Genomic DNA, 22,840 nt, shown 5'->3' with positions numbered 1-22,840 from the left:
TAATAAAGACATGAAAAGAATTTTTAAATATATATTCGGATTTTCTATGTTGGTTTCTATTTATTCTTGTAAAAAGGATTTAGATATCAATACCAATCCAAATTCAGTTACTGTTGCTACTGTAGATTTGGTTTTGCCAAATGCTATTGTAGCTACAGCTAACAGCATGCCTGCCTATAATAGCATGGGTGCGCAACAAGTTGGCTATTTTACAAATGGAGGAGGTGTAAGTGGTTGGGGAGGAATTATCTCTTACAATTGGAATACAGGTGATTTTTCTGGTCTTTGGGCTACTACATATGATATTTTAACTGACGTTCAGTATGTAATTACAAACTCAGAAGGAAATGCGACTTTTAAAGAGTTTAATGCAGCGGCGAAAACCCTTAAAGCTTACAACTACGCATTATTGGTAGATACATATAACGACGTGCCATATAGTGAAGCGTTACAAGGTGATGGCAAATTGCAACCAAAATATGATAAGGCTACAGACATTTATAAAAGTATTGTGGATTTACTTGATCAGTCAATTACAACATTTAAAGCGACAGGTACAGGTGCAGGTTCCAAATTATTTGTAAGCGCGGACCCTTTGTTTGGAGGTAATTTAGGAAGATGGGCTGCCTTTGCTCAAACTCTAAAGTTGAGATTAGTGCTTAAGGGCCAAGGAAAAGTAACCTTTACCAATACTACTTTTGATAGTGCTGTTGGTTTCTTGACTGAAGACGCCATCGTTCAACCAGTTTATGCAAAAACAGATAATAAGCAAAATCCAATGTGGAATTCATGGGCATATAGCGCTTCAGGTACAGCGGTTGGTTCGGCTAGCCAATATGCTCCTAGTGCATACATCATGACATTTTATAATGGAACGAAGATTAGTGATCAGGCTAGAGCAAATGTTACTTATATTACTGGTACAACTACTCCTACAAATCAGTTAGGATATACCCAAGCTGATGCGGGTAGAGGACAAGCTCCAAGCTCATGGTTTAAAGGTACAAGTGCGACTGCTTATGACAAAATTGGTATCCTTAAAGGCCCAGATGCTGGTCAGCCTGTTATGCTGGCCGCTGAAAGTTATTTTTTACAGGCAGAAGCTAATGTTAAAGGTTTATTGGCTGGTACAGCCTCGACGAACTTTGATTTAGGTGAAAATGCTTCATTTAAATATCTTTACAAAGATAATACTGGTGCGGTTACCGCAGGGAAAGATCCTGTAGCTGATGCTACAACTTACAGAACTACGAATGTAGCAAACCCATTAGTAAACTTCGCCATTGCAACGACTGATGCACAAAAATTAGAGGCTATAATTACTCAAAAATATATTGCTTTCAATATGATTTTTGGCCATGAAGCTTGGAATGAATATAGAAGGACAGGCTACCCAACGATTGTTGTGGCGCCTAATCCAAATAGATTGACTTCTTTTGTTTCTATCGTATCAGAATCGACTGCACCAGATAAGTTACCAACAAGAATTCAATACCCGGCTAATGAATTTAAGTATAACGCATCGAATGTGCCAGCAATAAATAAATATTCAAGTAAAATATTTTGGGCGAAATAATTGATTTTGTTTAACATTCATAAAATAAATCATGAAAAAAATAATAAATTTATTAGTCTTAGGATTAATAGTAACAGGATTCAGTTCTTGTTTAAAAGATGATTCCATCATCGGTCCTGATTCACCCGGTGCTACTAAAAATATAGTAGAGTTTTTAAATCCGGATTTTATAGGTTCTGGAACAGCAAGCACATATGCTCTGTACGTAAAATCTTTTGATATTGCACCTTCAGCAACGACTGTTGTTCAGGTAAGTTATTCTGGTGCAGATGTAGCTCCAGAAGATATTGCAGTTAAAATTGGTTTAGATCCAGCCGCTTTGGCAAAGTATAATACTGACAATTCTATCACTTATACCGCTATGCCGACAAATTTATATAGCTTTTCGTCGGTAGATTTAGTGATTCCAAAGGGCCAGAGAACGGCAAGTATGACAATTACAGTTAAGCCAGATCAATTTGATTTTGCTGCTTTGTATGCATTGCCTTTAAAAATTGTTTCAGCCTCTTCAGGAGTTATAAGTGGAAATTTTGGTACAATAATTTTAGCACTAGGAGCTAAAAATAAATATGATGGTGCATACACTCCTCAGGCAGGGAGTTTTGTTCAGCGTTATAGCAGCCCTACAACACCAACACTTAATGATGCACTTAACGGTAGTACAGCCACAAATCCTGATGTAACCTTTACAACGATTAGTGCCAATACAGTCCAAATAGGCAACTTGAAATGGGCTGGTGGTACTTCTAATGTAGGTGGTATTGATAACCTTCAGGCAACAATAGATCCTGTAACAAACCTGGTGACAATGAAAGCTATTGGAAATGCAACACTTGCTAATATTCCCGGTTCGGTTAATAAATATGACCCAGCAACGAAAACATTTACGTTAAACTTCGATTGGAATCAAACAGCGTCTAAACGGGTTTATTCATTAGTTGCCAAATATAAAGGAGCTAGATAGAAAGTAATTAAGTTTATTTTAATGATTAAAGGAGCACTATGTGCTCCTTTTTTATTTAGTTAAAATTCTTTGATTGCGTTTTCATCAATGTTTAAGTGAAAATATCTGATTATTGTTAGCCTATATTTTTAATCATTGAGGGATCACGCTGCCGTTTGATTAAATACTTAATAGAAGTGTATAATCAAACTCAACCACCTAAAATTAAATTCCAACTACATTTTTATCAGTTATTTATGTAGTTTAATTGTCATAAAAAGGCGATAGATATTAAATTTTTGTATCATTTTGAAGACATATTGTTTTTTTCTGTAGATTGGTTTTTAATTCTTAATTAATCAAACAACTAATTTAAATTCATGAAAAAACTTTTACAAAGTTTGTTCGTGCTTTTGTTTGTTGCATTTAATGCAATGGCTCAAGAGCGGACAATTACAGGAACAGTAACGTCTGCGGAGGATAATGCTCCCCTGCCTGGCGTAAGTGTTAGAGCCATCGGCTCACAGGTTTCCTCAACAACCGGATCTGATGGTAAATTTACTCTTAGAGTACCCCCAACAATTAAGAGTATCCAATTTTCTTTTATTGGCTACGCAACAAAAAGTGTTAATCTTACATCTGCTAGCAGTATTAATGTAAGATTAGAAACTGATGCGAGAACTTTGCAGGATGTTGTAATTACTCAAGCCTACGGAACAACAACAAAAGGTAAGAATACAGGTTCAATTTCCACAGTTGGAGCAGCCGATATAGCACAAAGACCAGTAACGAACTTAAATAGTGCATTAGCAGGAGCGGCGCCTGGTGTACAGGTAAATGCAGGAAGTGGTCAGCCAGGTTCGGGTCCAACGATCAGGATTCGCGGTTTTGGTTCCATTTCTGCATCAAATAGCCCTTTATATGTCGTAGATGGTATTCAATATTCTGGAGATCTAAGCAACATTAATGTTGATGATATTGAAAGTATTTCATTATTAAAAGATGCAGCATCATCTTCTCTTTATGGTTCAAGTGCTGGTAATGGTGTAATTTTGATTACTACTAAAAAAGGTAGGCAAGGAAAAGATCAATTGGATTTCAGAATTATACAGGGCATAACCTCCAGAGGTATTCCAGAATATGAGACTGTTGATGCATTTCAATATTATCCACTTGCATGGCAAGCCTACCGAAATAGTTTGGTTTATCCGGTAACAGGAACTGGAGTTCCTTTGGCAACAGCAAATACTACTGCTACAAATGGGATTAAAGCCCTTTTGGGTAATAATCCCTTCAATGTTGCAAACAATGCAATTGTAGGAACAGATGGATTATTAAATCCAAATGCAACATTACTTTATGCTGATGATTTAGATTGGAGAAAACCTTTATTAAGAACTGGCCAAAGAAGTGATTATTCAATGGCCTATAGCGGCGCGACTGAAAAATCAGACTTTTATGCGTCTTTAGGATATTTAAATGAAAAGGGATACGTCATCAGATCTGATTTTAACAGAATTAACGGACGTGTAAGCCTCAATACAAAACCATTAAAGTGGTTCAAAACAGGTTTAAACTTAAATGCAAACATTACAAAATCCAATCAGGCAGACGCTGATGGAAGTGGTAGTATTGTTAACCCATTTAACTTTTCTCGTTATATCGGTCCGATTTATCCATTATATGCACACAACCAAACAACAGGCGATTTTATCGTAGATGCTAACGGTGGAAAAATTTATGATACCGGTAATTTGTTGACATCATTGGCTATTCCTAACCGCCCATCTGGTGCATATGCAGGAAGACATATTTTAGAAGAAACACTTTTAAATTCCACAAAAATTAAGCGTAATGTTTTGAGCGCAAGGACTTATGGAGAAATCACTTTCTTAAAAGATTTCAAATTTACTCAAAATCTAGGTGTAGATATTTCTAACTACACTTTTGGAGACTATCAAAATAAAATCGTTGGTGATGGTGCGCCAAATGGTAGAGCGAGAAACACATCCACAACCACTACAACATTTACTATTGAGCAATTATTAAACTATAATAAAAAAGTTGGATTGCATAGCTTCTCAGCTTTGTTTGGTCATAATAATTATGATTATACTTATAAATACTTAACCGGAGCACGTAATACACAAATCTTGGACGGAAACACTGAGTTAATCAATTTTGCAACGACTACCGATTTGACTTCTTATGTAAATGATTATAGAAAGGAAGCAATTTTTACTCGTTTAAATTACGATTATGACTCAAAATACTTCTTGTCTGGATCATTCAGAAGAGATGGTTCTTCAAAATGGGGCCCAGGACAGCAATGGGGTAACTTTTATTCTGCAAGTGCTGGTTGGTTACTGAGCGAAGAAAGTTTCTTAAAAGATGTAAGCTGGGTTAACTACTTAAAACTTAGATCTTCTTATGGATCATTAGGGAATGATGACCTACTTAATCCAGATGGTACAAGAAGTTATAATCTGGACAGATCATTATATGCTCTAGCTAATAACAATGCTGCAGAGCCAGGAATTCTTTTCCAAAGTTTGGCAAATCCTAATATTACTTGGGAGACACAAACACAAATTGATGCTGCATTAGAGTTTGGCTTATTTAAAAACAGATTGCATGGAAGTTTTGAGGGGTTTAATAAACAATCGTCAAATCTATTATTTAATGTACCTCTTCCTATATCTACAGGTTTGGGCATTGGCAGCAGTACTGGTACTTTTCCTAAAAATATTGGTAAAATGTGGAATCGGGGTATTGAAATCAATCTTGCTGGCGACATTATTAAAACTCCAGACTTTAAATGGGACATGAACATTAACTGGTCATTGGTTAGGAACAGAATTACTAAAATGCCCGAGGAAACGCCAACAATTATTGATGGAACAAAACAGTTATCTGTAGGTCAATCTAGATATCAATACTGGTTACGTCAATGGGCAGGGGTAGATCCTACTGATGGAGAAGGTTATTTCTTAATTAACCCGCTAAGCCCTGGATCAGCTGCTGACACAAGAGTGATTAATGGCCAAAGTTATACCATCAATCCCAATAATGCTTTATATGCATATTCAGGATCAGCAATTCCAAACTTTTTTGGTAGTGTAACCAATACTTTTACATATAAAGCATTCTCTTTATCTGTTATCATGAATTACCAGGTTGGTGGAAAAGCATATGATGCTACATACCAATCGTTAATGTCTTATGCTGGTTATGGAGGCTCCCTGCACGTTGATGCCATGAATTCGTGGCAACAAGTTGGTGATCCGAGTGCTACGCCTAGACTTGACGTGGGAAGGTCTACTTTTAACAATGCTACTTCTACAAGATTCTTAATTGATGCGTCTTATTTGAATATGAGGTCGGCAGTTTTAGCTTATAAATTGCCAACCCCATTAATTAAAAAACTGGGTTTAAGTAAGGTTAACGTATATGCCTCTGGCGAAAACTTGTTCTTAGTTTCTAAACGTAAGGGTTTAGATCCATCAGAAAGTTTCACTGGGGTAAACACAAATAACTATACACCAACGCGCATAGTTAGTTTAGGTTTAAATGCATCATTTTAATAGAGGGAAAATTATGAAAACGATTAATAAATTATTTTTTCCATTATTGGTATTAACACTAACAATGGGTGCCTGTAAAAAAGATTATTTAACAACAAGTCCTACTGATTCTGTTGATAAGAATTTGGTTTTTACAACAACAACCAATGCAATGGCTGCCTTAAATGGTATTCACAGATCTTTATATATTCAATATTCTAGGCAGGAAGAAGGTGGCCAGGGCGCTGTTAACTTAAACATAGATTATATGGGCGATGATATCGTAAATACGGTAAGTACTACGGCATACGGTGTGCATAAATGGATAACCCATAGAAGCGCATCGAACGCAAATAACTCTTTCATCTACACTTTTTATTATAGGATCATTGCTAATGCTAACCAGATTATCGATAATATTGATAACGCTGAAGGTGCTGCGGCAGATAAGAAAGCTATAAAAGCAGAAGCGTTGACATATAGAGCCTGGGCGCATTTTGTTTTGGTGCAAGTTTTTGGAAAACGTTATGATGCAGCTGGAAACAATACCCAGCCAGGAGTTCCGATTATGATAAGTTCGGAGGCAGAAAGTAAGCCCGGTAAACCAAGGGCTACTGTTGAGGCGGTTTATGCTCAAATCAACTCAGACCTTGATTTGGCCATTACCAATTTTGCTGGTGCCACAACCAGGCCTAATAAATCTCACTTTAATCTTAATGTTGCCAAAGGTATCAAAGCTAGAGTTGCTTTAACTCAAGGTAAATGGGCAATTGCTGCTCAAAATGCATTGGAGGCGAGAACAGGATTAACATTGATGACTAATGCAGAATACTTAGCTGGATTCAATTCATATGATAATCAAGAATGGATGTGGGGAAGTAGACAGCAAGAGGATCAGACCACTTATTTCTATTCTTTTTTTGCGTACTTAGGTACTTTTAACTCTACAGCGAACAGAACTGTTCCTAAGCGAATTAATTCAGTATTGTACAATCAAATTGCCTCTACAGATGTTCGTAAAGCATTATGGGATCCAACCGGAAGTAGTACTACTTTCTTAGCCTACAATCTTCCTGTTGGTGTAGTTTCAAACTCAACTGCAAGTTACAAGCAAGGTAAATTCAGAAATGCTGGAACAACAAGTGTGGGAGATGTTGTAAACATGCGTGTAGCTGAAATGTTTTTGATTGAAGCAGAAGCGAGAGCTCGTTTAGCTATTGCTGGAGCAGTTGCTGAAACTGTGACTGCGCAGTCTGTTTTATTTACATTAGCAAAAAATAGAAATCCAAATTACGTAATAACAACTAACGTTGGTACTACCTTATTAAATGAGATCTTGATTCAGCGTCGTATTGAATTATGGGGTGAGGGATTTAGATTCTTTGATTTGAAACGCCAGGATTTGCCATTGGATAGAACTGGTGGAAATGCTACAATCGCACTTTCGGGTGTTTTAAGTGTTCCTGCCGGTGGTCCAGAATGGCAGTGGGCAATTCCTCAATCAGAAATTGATGCTAACCCAGCAATCGGGCCTAGCGGGCAAAATCCATAATTAGAATTTTAAGATTTTCAAGGGCTGTTCAATTTGAACAGCCCTTTTTTTATGCTAATTTTCTGCAATGGATATAATTTTAGTGTTTGTGAGCGTTGATAATTAAGATTTTTATTAGCTTAAGTTCGTAAATAGACATTTTTTTAAGATATGTTAGTTTGTTTTAGCTTTAATTAGCTTTATTGTAGTTTTTAAATGGTTTTTTGAAATTTTTTGTATGTATCTTTTTATTTTAAGCTATATTTTTTGTAAAAAAGAGTTTTAAATAGTATTTTGTGTGAATCATTAACCGAACTAAACTAATTTTTTATGAAGAAAACTTCAAATGGCTCTATTTTGTGTCTTTTTTTTACGTCATTTCTCTTTTTTAATCACCAATTAGTGTTAAAAGTTCCCCCTAATTCAGATATTGATCTCTCGATCGACTGCTAATGCCTTATTACAAATTACTGTTAGAACCACAACAGTAAATTTTTTAAGAAATATTACATTATTGAACAATTAATACACCTGATCGAATCAGATAAATAAGGTGTTAATAAGCATTGAATGCTTAAGATAACAAAAAGGGTATTATAAGTTATTTGGTAATCATTTAAGAACTATTATTCTTAAACAGTATTGCGCACTTCGTATTGTAAAATTTGTATTACAATATAATAATCATATATCGACCATTATTAACTAAAACTAAACTAAATTTTTTATGAAAAAACTTCTACAAAGTTTGTTCATATTGTTGTTTATCGCCTCCTCAGCAATAGCACAAGATCGAACAATCACAGGAACAGTTACGGGTTTGGAGGATGGATTACCCCTCCCTGGAGTAAGTGTTAAAATTAAGGGTGCAACTGGCGGAACCACTACAGGTGCAAATGGCAAATATTCACTTAAAGTTGCAGGTAATACAACAACATTAGAATTTTCCTATATCGGCTTCCTGAGTCAAACCAAAACTATTGGCGGTGGCAGTATAGTGAATGTGCAACTTAAAAGTGATTCCAGAACATTATCTGATGTTGTGGTAACAGGTTATACTACGCAATCTAAAAGAGATGTTACAGGATCAATTGCGAGTGTGAGTGGAGAAAAACTTAAAAATCAGCCGGTTCAGAGTTTCGAACAGGCATTGGCTGGTAAAGCCGCTGGTGTAAACATTATTCAACCAAATGGCGTACTGAACAATCCTCCTGTTTTCAGGGTTCGTGGTTTTAACTCTATCTCATTAAGTTCTTACCCATTGATCATTGTTGATGGTATCCCGGTATTCACAGGTGATCAATCATCTAATAGTGCCGCGGGCAATGCTTTGGGGGATATCAACCCAGCAGACATCGAATCAATTGACATACTTAAAGATGCAGCGTCTTCAGCAATTTACGGTTCAAGAGCTGCCAATGGTGTTGTAGTAATTACCACCAAAAAGGGTAAGCAGGGAACAACTAAAGTTAATTACGAGGGTTGGGTAGGAACTACAAAAGCTCAGAATCTTACCCCTTTATTAAATGCATCAGAATATGTGCTGATCAAAAATGAATCAAGGACCAATAACGGTCAGGCTCCGGCATTCTTTTTACAAAATAAATCTGATGGCTCTCAGGTGGAAACCAATTGGTATGACTATGCTTACAGAACCGCGACTTCTCAAAATCATGCATTAAACTTTTCGGGTGCAAATGATAAAACCTCATATTATGTATCTGTTGGTTATAGTAATCAGGAAGGATTTATCATTGGTAACTCTTTTGAGAGAAAAAATGGGCGTGTGAATTTAGATCATAAACTGTTTAAAAACGTTACAATTGGAACTAATTTCTCATATAGTAATACTTTAAACCGTGCGCCAAATACAGGTTCACTCGCGGGACAGGCTTTTTCAACAGTAGGCTTAGGAAGGCTGGCCATTGTACTTCCTCCAAACGTAGCCGCTTACAATGAAGATGGCTCCTATAACATAAATGCTCCGGCAGGTTCGGTTGGTTTGGGTGCTAATACCATTGCATCGAATTATCCGAATGCGGCCGTATTGGTAAATGAAGATAAAAATACTTCAGAAAGCGATCGTATTATTGCTAATGCTTATGCTTCAATCCAAATTTTAAAAGGCCTAACTTTTAAAACCACCTATAGTTTAGATAATCTCAAAATTGATAACAACTCTTTTGTGAATCGTTTACAGGGAGATGGCTTTTCTTATAATGGTGGTGCTACAAGTAACTTTGTAAAAAATAGCAGATGGAACTGGTCTAATACTTTAAATTACAGTGGTGTTTTCGGTGATCATACTTTAGGCGCATTTATAGGTGCTGAAGACCAGTATACCAAATCACTTGGTTATGGTGCAACCAGACAAGGCGTAATCGATCCCTTTATTGAGGTTTTTCAAGGTGCATTTGGTGCCATTACCCCAGCAGGGTTAGTACAGGGAGATAATGCTTTCCGTTCTTTTTTTGGTAGCATCAATTACGATTTTAAGAAGAAATATTATTTAACCGGATCTTTCAGAAGAGATGGTTATTCAGGCCTTTCAGCGGGAAATCAATATGGTAATTTCGGTGGCGCTTCCGTTGGTTATGCCATTTCTGAAGAGAATTTTTATAAAGAGCTAGCCATCAGCAAGGTATTAACTCGTATTAAATTGCATGGAAGCTATGGAGAAGTTGGAAATATAAATATTGGTAATTATCCAGCTCTATTCCTTTACAGCCCAGGATTATATGGGTCATCCTCAGCGCTGTCATTTTCACAGGCGGGTAATCCTAATTTAAGGTGGGAAACAAGTAAAAAAGCTGATATTGGAATTAATTTAGAATTTTTGGGTGGACGTTTCTCTTTGGATGTGGATTATTATCATAATGATATAGACAACCTTGTTCAAAATGCTCCTCAGGCACCTTCTAAAGGTATTCCTGACAACGCCATCACAACAAACATAGGAAGGATGTATAACAAGGGGCTTGAATTTACATTAAATTCAAAAAACTTTGATGGTGATGACTTTGGCTGGACAACGAGTTTTACTTTCAGTACTTTGAAAAATGAAGTTACTGCACTGGGAAATAACAATGCGGATGTTTTTGGAGCTACTTCTCTTGAAACTGCTAATATAACACGTGTTGGCTATCCAATTGGCTCTATTTACACCGTACCTACTGCCGGTGTGGACCCTGCAACTGGTGAACGTATTTTTGTAAATAGATTTGGGCAAAAATTGAGATTTAGTTTTGGACGTGCTACAGCTGCGAGGTATCAATATCTTGATGGGCCAAACGCTGGACAGAATGCCCCAGCAATTGATGCTGCATTAGATGCAACAATCACAGGTCAGTCAATACCAAAATGGTTTGGCGGTTTAGATAATAACTTCCGCTATAAAGCCTTTGATCTAAGTTTAGGACTAACATTCTCCGGAGGTAATAAAATTTATTATGGATCGCAAGCTGGTCTTAGAGATCAACGCTTTTGGAACAACGACAAAGGAATGTTGAATAGATGGACCACGCCAGGTCAGATTACTGATATTCCTCGTGTTGTTTATGGTGACAATACCTCAAACGGATCAGCTTTTGCACAATCACAAAACGTTTTCACCGGGAATTTTTTAAAAGTTAGAAACCTGGCCTTAGGCTATACATTGCCAAAAACACTGTTAAGTAAATATGGTGTTTCGAATATAAGGGTGTACGCACAATCAAGTAATCTTTTGATTATATCTGGTTATCCAGGTCCGGATCCAGAAGTTTCTGTAAACGGCAACTCAACCACTACTGGAAATAGTGGTAACCTAGCTCCAGGTGTGGATAGAAACTCAGTGCCATCGGGTAGAACATTTACGTTTGGTATTAATGTTGGATTTTAAAATTAGAAATCATGAAAATTAAAATAAACAATAAAATAAAATATCTTTTTATAGCTGCTCCCTTGCTGTTTGCATCATCATGTAAAAAAGATTTCTTAACTACAGCTCCAGATACATCCTTACCAATTGAAGAGGCATTTAATAATCCGGATAGGATCCTTTCACAAGTAAATGGCATTTACGCTGGGGTAAAGAATGGCCAGTTCTATGGTGGGAGATATTTAATCTACAATGATATCCGTGGTGAGGATTTTATAGTAAATAAGCCTAATGGGGTAACAGGTTTAGATACATGGAGGTTTAACCTAGTATCAAATACTAATGAAGTAGTAAATTTATGGGGTGCAATTTATGCTGCAATTAACAGGGCAAATCTAGTTATTGAGGGCGTTAATGCTAATGCTTCCTTACTTACTCCCGCAGTAGCAAAACAATATATTGCAGAAGCTAAATTTCTGCGAGCATTTTGTTATTATAGCGCATTACAACTGTATGCCAAACCTTTTATTACAGATAATGGTGCTAGCTTAGGGGTTCCTTTAAGACTTAAAGGAGAGAAAGATTTAACTGGAAACGACTTAAAAAGAAGTACAGTTGCTGAGGTATATACACAGATTTTAAAAGATTTAAATGAAGCAGAGCCAGACTTGGCACTAACGCTACCAGCAACAGCAATATCCACTCGGGCTTCAAGAAATACAGCTATCGCATTTAAAACCAGGGTATATCTTACAATGGGAAACTTGTCTTCAGTCGTTACTGAAGGTAATAAAATTGTTAGTGCAACAACTCCATTTAAGGCAACAACAGGCACGCCTCTTCAATTAGAGGCTAATATTAGTAATATATTTGGTGGTGCCTATGTAGGTAATGCAACTGCTACTGAAGCTGCTTTATCATTCCCGATGACAGATTTAAATGCTCCAGGCACCCAGAACCAGTTGGCATATTATTACAATGTTTCTCCAAATCAGGCAGGTGGAAATGAAGAATATTTCCTAAATCCTACAGGTATTTTGGCCAATCCTGTATTCGCAACTGGTTCAACCGATGCCAGAAAGGGATTAACAACAGTTTCTGGTGCCAATACTTATTTGACTAAATTCAAAAAGCCTTCTCCTTATACAGATTATATTCCTGTAATCAGGTATGCTGAAGTATTATTGAATCTCGCTGAGGCTACCGTGGTGACAGATCCTGTAAGATCTATTGCATTATTAACAGCTCTAAGACAGCGGTCAAATCCAGGTTATGTATTTCCTGCAGCAGATTTATTGCCAGCCAATCTGAAAAACACAATCTTAACAGAAAGAAGAATCGAACTGTTAGGAGAAGGATTTAGATCTCCTGATGTCATGAGGCTAGGTGCAGGCTTTGCGGCGAAAAGTGGCACTCAGGGTTCAGCGCCAGCAATACCCTTCAACACGGCGGGTTATATTTGGCCAATTTCGGCAAATGAAGTGCAAAACAATAAATTGATTGTTCAAAATTAAAATTAATAGACCAAAAAAGGCTTGGAAATTTCCAAGCCTTTTATTCAAAAATAAGAATTAACAAGTAATCCTACTTGTTATCCACACTATATTTTCCAGGGCCGATAAAGATCAATCCAAAAAATACAATAGCCAGTTCAATCGCATGGCTAGCACCCGCCAATCCATCGCCTTTGCCAAAATGTACCAATGATGCGATAATCATAGTAAAAATCAATAAGATTAAAGCCGGACGAAAGAACAAGCCTACGATTAAAAGAAAGCCGCCAAAGGTTTCAGTTGCTGCCGCCATGAAGCCCCAAAATATTGGCAAAAAGTTTATGCCGATTACTTTCATACTACCGCCAAGTCCGGTCCAGCCATCAGGGCCGCCAGCAAGTTTTGGGAAACCATGGATAATAAACATTATCCCTAAGCCAATACGTAATATTAACAATCCGGTATTACGGTATTTTCCTAAATTGTCTAAAATTGCCATCTTATAAATATTTAAATTGAACGTTATTTGTTTCTACTTTTAAGTTTACCTCTGCACCTAATGTCATGCAAAGATTGTTATTAATATGTCCTGTTGGGAAATTAAAGCAAACAGGATAATCGTATTCCTTTACAATTTCCCAAATTACCTCATCAGCGGTTTGACCAAAAGAAATTTTTTCTTCTTCAATTTCATTAAATGCGCCCACAATCAGTCCTTTTAAATGACTGAGTTTGCCTGCCCGCTTTAACATGCGTAACATGCGGTCGATACTATATTCGTGCTCTCCAACATCCTCAATAAATAAAATTTTATCTTTGAAGTCCATTTCTGAGACTGAACCCTGTAACATGGCCAGTAAAGTTAAATTGCCTCCGATTAAAATTCCATTTACCTCTCCTGCCCTGTTTTTAAATGTACTTTCAAATTCATAAGTCTGCTTCTGCCCAAATAAAGCGTTCTCTAAAGAAATTAATGCTTCATTGGTTGATTCATCAAATGTATAAGGCATTTGAGCGTGCAGGCATTGTGTATTGCATTGTGCAATAAGATGCGACAGGATAACAGTAATATCACTAAAGCCTACAAACCATTTTGGATTTTTGTCGAATTCGTTAAAATTTAATCCGTCAATTATGCGGATGGCACCATAACCTCCCCGACCGGAAATTATCGCTTTTATAGATGAATCATCCAGAAATCTTTGAATATCGCTGGTTCTTAAATCATCATTTCCGGCAAACTGGTGATGGCTGGCGTATACACTATCGCCAATAACGACCTCAAGTCCCCAGCTTTTTAATATTTCAATAGCATGGTTTATAGGTTTGGGTAATTTCTTTGCCGGACAAACCAGGGCAATCTTATCTCCTTTTTTTAAATATGGGGGCTGCTTAATCATCTTCAAAACACTTATCTTTGCCAAATTAATAAAAATTGTTTTGGATAATAGTAAAATAAAAAGATATACCGTAACTGCAGCACTACCGTATACCAACGGACCGGTTCATATTGGACACCTTGCCGGTGTTTACATTCCTGCAGATATTTATGCGCGTTACCTGAGGTCGAATAAACGTGATGTGAAATTCATCTGTGGATCTGACGAGAACGGGGTGCCCATTACTTTAAAGGCCAAAAGAGAAGGAATTACGCCTCAGGAAGTGGTAGATAAATACCACAGAATAATTGGCGACTCTTTTAAAGAGTTTGGTGTTTCTTTTGATATCTATCACCGAACATCTTCACAAACGCACCATCAAACAGCTGCTGATTTTTTCGAAACCTTGTACGATAAAGGTGTTTTTACCGAGGAAATTACTGAGCAGTATTATGATGCTACAGCAAAGCAATTTTTAGCTGATCGTTATATTACCGGTACCTGCCCAAAATGTGGCAATGAAAATGCTTATGGCGATCAGTGCGAAAATTGCGGTTCAACTTTAAATGCTACTGATTTAATCAATCCTAAATCTACATTATCTGGCGATAAGCCAATTTTAAAAGAAACTAAAAACTGGTTTTTGCCGCTTGATAAATACGAAGATAGGTTAAGGACTTATATCGAAAGCCACAAAGAATGGCGGCCGAATGTTTATGGACAATGTCAGAGCTGGTTAAATGCAGGTTTGCAGCCAAGGGCGATGACGCGTGATTTAGATTGGGGCGTACGTGTTCCATTACGCGATGCAGAAGGAAAAGTGCTTTATGTATGGTTTGATGCCCCTATAGGCTATATTTCTGCAACAAAAGAGCTGTGTAATTACGCCAAGCTAGATGTATGGAACCCGAAGGCTGAGGAATATTACATCAGCAGCTATGAGAGTGATAAATGCGGTTGGGAAGAGTACTGGAAAAGCGACGAAACCAAATTGGTGCATTTTATCGGTAAAGATAATATTGTTTTCCACTGTATTATTTTCCCGGCGATGTTGATGGCTCATGGCGAATATACTTTAGCGGATAATGTACCTGCAAATGAGTTTTTAAACCTAGAGGGACAAAAAATCTCGACGTCTAAAAACTGGGCAGTTTGGCTGAATGAATATTTGAGAGAATTTGAAGGAAAACAGGATGTACTGCGTTATGTATTAACTGCAACCGCCCCTGAAACGAAGGATAATGATTTTACATGGAAAGATTTTCAGGCAAGAAATAACAATGAGCTTGTTGCAATATTGGGAAATTTTGTAAACCGTGTAGTGGTGCTTACGCATAAATATTTTGGTGGCACGGTACCAACCTGTATGCAGATAACCGATGTAGACCAGGCAGTTATTGATGAATTGGCTGGCTATCCTGCAAAAATTTCAGCATCGATTGAAAATTACCGTTTCAGAGAAGCTTTATCCGAAGTGATGAATGTTGCCCGTTTGGGAAATAAATACCTGGCAGAAACTGAGCCTTGGAAATTGATTAAAACTGACGAAGACCGGGTTAGAACGATTTTGCATCTTGCGCTACAAATTGCAGCCAATATTCAGATTCTAATTGAACCTTTCTTGCCTTTCACAGCTGAAAAATTAATGAAAATGTTGATAAACGGTGGCCATGACTGGGAAAATGCAGGTGGTGTTAACTTGTTGAAACGTGGTCATCAAATTGGTGAAGCTGTGCTCCTGTTCGATAAAATTGAAGATGCGGAGATCGACTTTCAAATTGAAAAACTTAATCAAAGCAAGGCAAGTAATGCAGCCAGTAATGTAGTTGCTGTTCCGGCAAAAGAGAACATACAGTTTGACGATTTTTCTGCGATGGATATCCGTGTAGCCACAATAATTGCAGCTGAAAAAGTTGAAAAAACCAAGAAACTATTAAAACTTACGGTAAATACGGGCATTGATGAAAGAACAGTAGTTTCTGGCATTGCTGAATACTATAAACCTGAAGATATTATAGGTAAACAGGTAAGCATGATTGTAAACCTGGCACCAAGAGAAATCAAGGGGATTTTATCTCAAGGAATGATCTTAATGGCTGAAAGTTCGGAAGGAAAACTGACTTTTGTTGCGCCTGCAGAAAAATTTCAGGAAGGTAGTGTAATCAGGTAATACTTGGTTTAACTGCAACAAAAAAGCCATTTGATGCAAATCAGATGGCTTTTTTTTATTAAACTTACAATAACTCCCTTTTAATTAGGGGTTCATCCGGTTGAAATAATCAGCAATAACCTCATTGTTTGCTTTTGCCCGATCGCCGCTTGTTCCAAATGTTAATTCTGTTTTACCTTCTTTCATCTGTTCAAAAACTGATTCTACAAAATCACTAACAGAAGGATGTACATTATGGATGCCTTTACCGCCTAAATCGGTATCCAAAGCTGGCGGGATCATTTCGATAACCTCAATTTTTGAATTTTTAAGGCTATGCCGTAAAGAGAGTGTAAATGAGCGCAAAAATGCTTTTGTGCCACAATAAACAGGAACCGCCGATAGCGGTACAAAAGCCAGTCCAGAGGTTACATTAATAATTGTATCCAATGAATCCAAACCTGTAAAAAGTTTTGTTAAATGGAGCGGAGCTAAAACGTTAGTGGTAATTTCATCTTCGGCTTTTTGATAAAAATCATTATCGTTAATATCCATCCAGTTCTGAATGCCAGCATTATTTACCAATACATTTAAGTCGTTATGATTTTCGGCAATCCAGTTATAGAGTTCATTTCGGTTGGCTTCAGTGCTTAAATCACAAACCTTAGTAATTACAGTGGGTAATTTTTTGGCAGCTTCTTCCAATGCCGACTCACGCCTTCCGCAAATAATTACTGTATTGTTTTCCTGTATAAATCTTTCCGCTAGTCCGAAGCCTATACCACTGGCGCCTCCGGTTATGAGTATTTTATTGTTTGCTAATTTCATATTCTAAATCATTTTGTTAAAACAAAGATCAAGCTATTTTAAAGATTTATTATGGTGAGTTGTACAGTTTTTTAACCATGACTAGAGGTATATGGTTTATTGCAGAATCTGGCTTTTGATAAGGCTTTTTAGCTAGACTTTTGTTAATTTTCTTTCTGTAGAGTTGTTTAAAATGAATTCTCTTGCGACAAAACTTTTGCTATATTTGCCGGAGCAAAAATAAAACGGTCCCGTAGTTCAACGGATAGAATAGAAGTTTCCTAAACTTTAGATATGAGTTCGATTCTCGTCGGGACCACTTTTACGTGTTTTAAAACGATTCAAAATCCTGTAAATCAAATGATTACAGGATTTTGTTTTTATCCAAAAACTATCAAAAACAGGTCGTTTTCGCTCACTTTGGTGAGTAATTCGGTGAGTTTTGGAAAGAATCGAATTTCTACCACGGATTGAGTTTAAAATGCTGATTGTCAGTGTGTTCGAATTTCGAACATCTTGTTTTAGTCAGGTTGCAAATCTAACTTTGTTAACCTAGTAATTCAAGCTTATGAACCAGAATTTTAGCTTGCTTTTCTATCTGAAAAAGCAAAAAAAAGAAAATGAAAATGGCCTGTTGCCGATTTACCTACGCATCACCGTAGGCGGGAAACGCTCTGAAATTTCAATCGGTAGAGAGATTGAGCCTGAGCAATGGGACAATCGCCGCAACAAGGTTAGGGGCACCAGGCAGGAAAGCCGTGCTTTGAACGATTACATGAATAGCATCATTTCCAAAATCAGGAAAATCCACACCGGTATGATAGACCGTGATGAAGAGATTGATGCGGAGACCATTCGCAACCACTATCTTGGAAAAGGTACAAAATCAAAAATGATTCTTGAAATTTTTCAAGAGCATAATGAAAAAGTGGCCGAGCTTATTGGCAACGGCTACAGTAAGAATACACTAAAGACTTACAAGAGTTCAATAAAGCATCTTGCTGCCTATATTCTGGCGAAGTATGATAAAGCAGATTATCCCTTAATCAAGGTTGACTTTGGATTCATTACCAGGTATGAGCATTATCTCCGGGTTGAGAAAGAGTGCATGGCTATCTCTGCGCAAAAATATATTGTTCATTTAAAGAAGATCGTATTTTTCAGCCTGGCAAGCGGATGGATTATCGCCAATCCATTTCTTCACTATAAACTAAAAGCCAAGCCGTCTCCAAGAACATTTTTGACTCAGGCAGAGCTTGATACCATGCGTACAAAAAGGCTGCATGTTCAGAGGAATATCCAGGTCAGGGATATTTTTGTTTTCAGCTGCTATACCGGTCTTGCCTATATCGATGTGCAAAAACTTAAAAAAAGTGAAATTCAGATTGGTGATGATGGCAAGGAATGGATTTTTACATCCAGGACTAAAACTGAAACGCCATCCCATATTCCTATCCTTCCTGAAGCAAAAGAAATCCTCGATCGATATAAAGACCATCCCATTTGCGAGATAAAAGGTTTGGCACTTCCGGTCTACTCCAACCAGCGGATGAACAGTTATCTTAAAGAAATCGCTGATCACTGCGGCATCACAAAGACCTTGACCTTCCATTTGGCCAGGCATACATTCGCAACAACTGTCACACTTTCCAATGGCGTGCCGATAGAAACTGTTTCGAAAATGCTAGGGCATAACAGCCTAAAAACCACTCAGCATTATGCCAAGGTATTGGATTCGAAAACGGGACACGATATGTCCGCACTGGCTGAAAAACTATCTAAGAGAGCAAAGCATAAAGAATCGAAAAAGAACAAGAGTGAAAAGATAAAAATCTTAAAGCTATATCAATATAACTAAAAATATTAACCACCAATCGGCAAATATTTCAGTATATTAGTCTATTTAAAGTTTTTTGGTAAATTTGTATTGATGAAAGGAACAAGACAAGCACGGGTTATACTGGTTCATTGGAAGCGATTCACCGGCATTGAGCTGGATGTTTTCTCCAGTCTCAAAAATTTCTGTGATAGTTATCCAGGTTATAGTTATCACACCCTTAGCAACCACTTGTCAAAAAAAAAACAGCCTTTCGAAACTGATCAGATCAAGATTGAACGCAAGCCGATTCTAACGAAATTAGAGCGCCCCGAGCTTCCCAAGGGTTTATTCTGGGACATGAAATATGCCGCAATAAACTGGCAGCAATCTTACCGAATCGTTATCGAAAGAGTATTGACTAGGGGCGATGAGAAGGATTTGGATATAATCATAGCATTCTACGGCAGAGAAAAAATAATTGACACACTGAAAAATGAAATCGGGTTTCTACCTGAATTAATAATAGACAAAGTATGTAAATATTTCCGGTTGACTAAAAATCAACTGAAATGTTATACAAAAACACAGTCACAAGAGAAACACTGGATTTAATCCAGAAATTAATGGATGATGCTAAGCTGGAACAATTTTTTCTGGTGGGCGGAACCGCATTATCACTAAAAATCGGGCACAGAATATCCATCGATATCGATTTATTTTCGTTACAAAAATTTGATCCCAACTTACTCCAGGATCACATCTTGTGGAATTATGGATCAAATTTAAAAGTGGTTGGCTCGGGTGCTCTGATGGGTTTGATTGAAGGGGTCAAAGTCGATTTTATCACACATCCCTATCCGCATGTGCAGCCCCTTGACAATGTGGAGAATATCCGAATGGCATCATTGCAGGACATCGCTGCTATGAAATTGAATGCCATTGTCGGAAGTGGAGAGCGTATTAAAGATTTTGTAGACTTATATTACCTGCTTGAAAAACTTAACTATTCCGAAATGCTCGATTATTACCGCCAAAAATATCCCAATGTAACCGTTGACATGGCTAACCGGTCTGTCGCCTATCATCAGCAAATCGATATGGAGGTACCCATAGATCTCCTGGATGGAAAACTTCAATGGGAGAAAGTCGCAAACAAATTGATCAGTATCTCGAATGAGTTTCGTCTTGCGGCTAAAACCATTCCTGGCAAACAAGCGGGGCTTGGGCTTAACTTTAATCGCAACAATGATACTGATAAGGGACATGGCATGACGAGATAATTTATAATTGTTTTTGAGTTTAATTGAAAGATAACCTAAGAAACGGTACAACAATTTACCCTTTCTTAGGTTATTTAGTTACACCCCACCAATTACTTTTTTGCGTAGATGCAAAATCGGAACGAAGGTGGATGGTGTGTACGGGTTCGATAGGCCACAAATGAGGGGTGGCCAAAATTTATATCTTTAATTTTTATTTTTTTCCTCGCCTGTTTTGCAGTTTCTTCTTTAGTAATCGCGCTTTGTTGAGTTCAGCCTCTTTGTTTCTGAGGGTCTGCTCCGCCTGCAGCAGTTGCTCTTGGTTTAGTATGATCTCTTTTGCAGCCCTAACCAAGCTATCCCTTGAGGATAGAAACCCCAGGTCTACCTTGCTTAAATATTCAGGATTATATGCCCTTAGATACAAGAGCTTATCGCTATCCAAAGCCAGGCTTGCGTTTCGGTTAAGTATATACGCGCTCAGTCCTGTTAGAACAGCTATGAACAAAAGGCCCGCAAAAATTCCTATAACCAAACCCTTGCTGTTTTTATCCAAATGGTGGTGGTGTCTAACAGGGATAATTGTTGGGACTTTTTCTATTTTCCGATTTAAACTAACCAACATTGACTTTAAATCCTCCGAATCCAATTTTCCATTAACATCATTTAACCCCTGTAAAATCTTTTTGAAATCATCACCATAGTCAGCAGGCTGGGTATTGATTAATGTCCGGACATTATCTTCCATCGCTTTGCTCTGAGTTGCCAAAGCTTCCAAAATCTCTCCAAAGTTATCTAATGATTCATCAACTGTTTTCATATCATTTTATTTAATTACCTACTCATTCCCCGGCGTTTACCCTTAGTCTGAGATTTCTTTTTTCTTTTAATAAATGGCTCTGGTTCTGTGGCAATGGTAGGAAAGTCACCTTGCAGCAAAACCTCCAGCACTGAGATTCCGGTATGACTAAATTGAATATTATCACGAGTCTCATGAACCAAATTCAGCATTGGAGAGGACTCTTTTAATCCCGTCGAAAAGTGGGAAATATCTAAGTTCGTAGCATTGAATTCAGTATTTAACTTGCTGTAGCTAAAAGACCTATCAATCTCAGAGCCTTTAAAAACGCAGCCGTCTTTACAAAAAGAAATCCCCTGAATCTCATGGCTATTTCCTTTGTATTTGAAAATAATTTCCACCCCATGATTTTTCAGTCTCTGCTCAAAATTTTTCCAGTTTCCCGCAACTACTTTAGCATATTTGATAAGGTCAAATATTTCATACTTAACCTTATCAACCCCCTTTAGCGCCTGTCTATTCACATGCATTTTGCCGGATGCTAAAAATAAACCGTGCGCCTTTGTTATTTCCCGGCATACCCTGGCATTTTTGTGGAACAAGTTTTTGTCAGAGATTGTCTTACCGGAATTCGAAACCCTGTTATATACCAGATGTATATGTGGGTGAGATTTATCTTCATGCCTGACAAAAAGAACCTGCGTATCTTTGATGCCGATGTTATAGAGATATTCCTTTGCTATTTCCAGCATTTTTTCATCGGTTAGCTTCAGTTTGTCCTGTTCACTGAAGTTTAGGGAAATATGGCCAACCGCTTTAGTTAGCTCCGGATTTGCGGAACGCTGGAAATTAAAATCCGCAATCATCCTTTTAACGTCAGCAATCCTGATGCCCAAACCATCAAGCACTTTAGCGGTATCCTTTTGAACTACATAGCGTACACAGCCACCAAAACTCCTTCCCGATGTTATTTTACCAATCATACTTCATTCATTGTTTTCATGTGGTCATCAATCTCCGAAATCAGATCCTGACAGCGCCTAGCCATAATCAGCAGACCCATTTGATGGGCTTTTTTCGTCAGCTGATTTAGATTGTTTGCCATGCCTGCAAGTATCCTGTAAGCAGAAATTTCTGCCTGACCAAATCTGGTCATTACCTTGGATGACATTACCGAATGCCTTATAAAATCACTTATGCCCATTCCGGCACGCTTTGATTTTTGTTCCAAAAGAAATCGCTCGGTGATAGTTAACCGCAGTCTTACCATACTTTGTCTTTTTATTTTTTTTGGCGGTCTTCCACCTTTTTTCTTTAGTCGAATTTCCATACTATCTTATTTAAGTCTTTGTGGCGGTAGCCACTTTCTGCGACCATCGGGAGTGGAAAGCAAGTTCTTTTTCCATGGGAAAAAGGTTTTTGTGGTAACAAAAACATAAACTTGCTCCCTCAAAGTTTTTAAAAAACCCTTTCTCTAAAATCGATTTATACAATTTCATTCATTTAAAAAAATCAAACTCCCTGAGGGGTTGAAAGATGGCATATAAGTAATGTAACCTGACCTGGATAAATCCGTGATACACTTATGGTAGGTGCTGGTTGATCTGATCTTTGAAATCCTCATTAGCTTTTTCCTGGTGACCACAACGGGATTCATCCTGCC

16 protein-coding genes and 1 tRNA gene are annotated in these 22,840 nt (G+C 37.5%); 11 read left to right on the top strand and 6 right to left on the bottom strand.

Annotated elements, in window-relative coordinates:
• The first annotated feature begins 10 nt into the window (after positions 1–10).
• The 6 genes from ACZZZW_RS01550 to ACZZZW_RS01525 all read left to right on the top strand — a co-directional run bounded on the left by ACZZZW_RS01550 (position 11) and on the right by ACZZZW_RS01525 (position 12,986).
• Positions 11–1,576: a SusD/RagB family nutrient-binding outer membrane lipoprotein gene (locus ACZZZW_RS01550; protein WP_463492104.1), complete on the top strand. Its 1,566-nt coding sequence runs from the start codon at positions 11–13 to the stop codon at positions 1,574–1,576.
• Between the two features lie 31 nt (positions 1,577–1,607).
• Positions 1,608–2,540, top strand: a complete 933-nt coding sequence (locus ACZZZW_RS01545) for a DUF1735 domain-containing protein (RefSeq protein WP_463492103.1) — start codon at positions 1,608–1,610, stop codon at positions 2,538–2,540.
• A 359-nt stretch (positions 2,541–2,899) separates the two neighbouring features.
• Positions 2,900–6,103 carry a SusC/RagA family TonB-linked outer membrane protein gene (locus tag ACZZZW_RS01540; RefSeq protein WP_463492102.1) on the top strand — a complete coding sequence of 1,068 codons (3,204 nt, stop codon included), beginning with the start codon at positions 2,900–2,902 and terminating at the stop codon, positions 6,101–6,103.
• A gap of 13 nt (positions 6,104–6,116) precedes the next feature.
• A complete protein-coding gene (locus ACZZZW_RS01535) occupies positions 6,117–7,634 on the top strand; it encodes a RagB/SusD family nutrient uptake outer membrane protein (protein WP_463492101.1) in 1,518 nt (505 codons plus the stop codon).
• Positions 7,635–8,340: 706 nt separating this feature from the next.
• Positions 8,341–11,493 carry a SusC/RagA family TonB-linked outer membrane protein gene (locus ACZZZW_RS01530; RefSeq protein ID WP_463492100.1) on the top strand — a complete coding sequence of 1,051 codons (3,153 nt, stop codon included), beginning with the start codon at positions 8,341–8,343 and terminating at the stop codon, positions 11,491–11,493.
• A gap of 11 nt (positions 11,494–11,504) precedes the next feature.
• Positions 11,505–12,986 carry a RagB/SusD family nutrient uptake outer membrane protein gene (locus ACZZZW_RS01525; RefSeq protein WP_463492099.1) on the top strand — a complete coding sequence of 494 codons (1,482 nt, stop codon included), beginning with the start codon at positions 11,505–11,507 and terminating at the stop codon, positions 12,984–12,986.
• Between the two features lie 70 nt (positions 12,987–13,056).
• Here the strand turns inward: ACZZZW_RS01525 and ACZZZW_RS01520 are convergent, their stop codons facing one another.
• Entirely contained in the window at positions 13,057–13,464 is a 408-nt protein-coding gene (locus tag ACZZZW_RS01520; protein WP_463492098.1) for a DoxX family protein, read from the bottom strand.
• Position 13,465: 1 nt separating this feature from the next.
• Complete coding sequence (locus ACZZZW_RS01515; protein ID WP_463492097.1) at positions 13,466–14,365, bottom strand: S66 peptidase family protein; 900 nt, start codon at positions 14,363–14,365, stop codon at positions 13,466–13,468.
• A 40-nt stretch (positions 14,366–14,405) separates the two neighbouring features.
• Here ACZZZW_RS01515 and metG point away from each other — a divergent pair, with 40 nt between their 5' ends.
• The gene (metG, locus tag ACZZZW_RS01510) at positions 14,406–16,514 is read left to right on the top strand and encodes a methionine--tRNA ligase (RefSeq protein WP_463492096.1); all 2,109 of its coding nucleotides are present in this window, start codon (positions 14,406–14,408) and stop codon (positions 16,512–16,514) included.
• A gap of 84 nt (positions 16,515–16,598) precedes the next feature.
• Here metG and ACZZZW_RS01505 read toward each other — a convergent pair whose 3' ends face one another.
• Positions 16,599–17,321 carry an SDR family oxidoreductase gene (locus tag ACZZZW_RS01505; RefSeq protein ID WP_463492095.1) on the bottom strand — a complete coding sequence of 241 codons (723 nt, stop codon included), beginning with the start codon at positions 17,319–17,321 and terminating at the stop codon, positions 16,599–16,601.
• A 226-nt stretch (positions 17,322–17,547) separates the two neighbouring features.
• Here ACZZZW_RS01505 and ACZZZW_RS01500 point away from each other — a divergent pair.
• The 4 genes from ACZZZW_RS01500 to ACZZZW_RS01485 all read left to right on the top strand — a co-directional run bounded on the left by ACZZZW_RS01500 (position 17,548) and on the right by ACZZZW_RS01485 (position 20,399).
• Positions 17,548–17,619, top strand: a tRNA-Arg gene (locus ACZZZW_RS01500).
• A gap of 249 nt (positions 17,620–17,868) precedes the next feature.
• Positions 17,869–19,158 (top strand): site-specific integrase, encoded by a 1,290-nt coding sequence (locus tag ACZZZW_RS01495; RefSeq protein ID WP_463492094.1) that lies wholly within the window; start codon positions 17,869–17,871, stop codon positions 19,156–19,158.
• 72 nt (positions 19,159–19,230) lie between these two features.
• Complete coding sequence (locus tag ACZZZW_RS01490; RefSeq protein WP_463492093.1) at positions 19,231–19,731, top strand: DUF6922 domain-containing protein; 501 nt, start codon at positions 19,231–19,233, stop codon at positions 19,729–19,731.
• Positions 19,689–20,399: a nucleotidyl transferase AbiEii/AbiGii toxin family protein gene (locus tag ACZZZW_RS01485; RefSeq protein ID WP_463492092.1), complete on the top strand. Its 711-nt coding sequence runs from the start codon at positions 19,689–19,691 to the stop codon at positions 20,397–20,399. The genes ACZZZW_RS01490 and ACZZZW_RS01485 overlap by 43 nt, the downstream gene beginning before the upstream one ends.
• A 193-nt stretch (positions 20,400–20,592) precedes the next feature.
• On the opposite strand, the gene ACZZZW_RS01480 is transcribed toward ACZZZW_RS01485, so the two are convergent.
• The 3 genes from ACZZZW_RS01480 to ACZZZW_RS01470 are packed head-to-tail and all read right to left on the bottom strand — an operon-like array spanning position 20,593 to position 22,507.
• A complete protein-coding gene (locus ACZZZW_RS01480) occupies positions 20,593–21,198 on the bottom strand; it encodes a hypothetical protein (protein WP_463492091.1) in 606 nt (201 codons plus the stop codon).
• A 14-nt stretch (positions 21,199–21,212) separates the two neighbouring features.
• Entirely contained in the window at positions 21,213–22,160 is a 948-nt protein-coding gene (locus ACZZZW_RS01475; RefSeq protein WP_463492090.1) for a relaxase/mobilization nuclease domain-containing protein, read from the bottom strand.
• The gene (locus tag ACZZZW_RS01470) at positions 22,157–22,507 is read right to left on the bottom strand and encodes a plasmid mobilization protein (protein ID WP_463492089.1); all 351 of its coding nucleotides are present in this window, start codon (positions 22,505–22,507) and stop codon (positions 22,157–22,159) included. Before ACZZZW_RS01470 ends, ACZZZW_RS01475 begins: the two co-directional genes overlap by 4 nt.
• Between the last annotated feature and the right edge of the window lie 333 nt (positions 22,508–22,840).

The sequence above is a fragment of the Pedobacter sp. AC379 genome (genome assembly GCF_979258145.1).
Note: the sequence above shows the minus strand (reverse complement) of the source record. Positions and strands in the feature narration are given on the sequence as shown.